This window comes from Bifidobacterium aemilianum, assembly GCF_003315635.1.
Taxonomy (GTDB): Bacteria; Actinomycetota; Actinomycetes; order Actinomycetales; family Bifidobacteriaceae; genus Bifidobacterium; species Bifidobacterium aemilianum.
Genome location: NZ_PDCG01000059.1, coordinates 1 through 488, shown reverse-complemented (window position 1 = coordinate 488; position 488 = coordinate 1). Strand labels below are relative to the sequence as shown.

Genomic DNA, 488 nt, shown 5'->3' with positions numbered 1-488 from the left:
CCGCCCGTCTGTGCGGCAAGCGACGCACGCGCCCGCTGCTGGGGCGTCGGCCGTGGACAGTACAAGCCCGGCAGGGTCTTTGACCTGCTCGCTGACCGGGCCGGTCATGTCGAAACAGCCCACCTCGTCGGGGGGGCCAAAGCGGTTCTTGGCTGCGTGGAGCATGCGCAGGGCCGTCTGCGCGTCGCCCTCGAACTGGCAGACCACGTCCACCAGGTGCTCCAGGGTGCGCGGGCCGGCTATGGCGCCGTCCTTGGTCACATGTCCCACCAGCATGACCGGTATGTCGTAGGTCTTGGCCAGGTCAATCAATGCGGAGGCCACCTCGCGCACCTGGGTGGAGCCGCCGGAGATGCCGTCTACGTCCTGGGATGTGATGGTCTGGGCTGAATCCACAATCGCCAGCGAGGGTTTGTTCTGTTCAATCAGGCGCAGGACCGTGCACAGGCGGGGGGTGGAGGCCGGCAGGAGGGAGTCCGCGACCGCGG

General features: G+C 67.8%; 1 pseudogene. It reads right to left on the bottom strand.

What is annotated here, in order from left to right:
• A pseudogene (locus tag CRD60_RS08400) lies at nucleotides 1-488 on the bottom strand (DNA repair protein RadA); the annotation flags it as partial.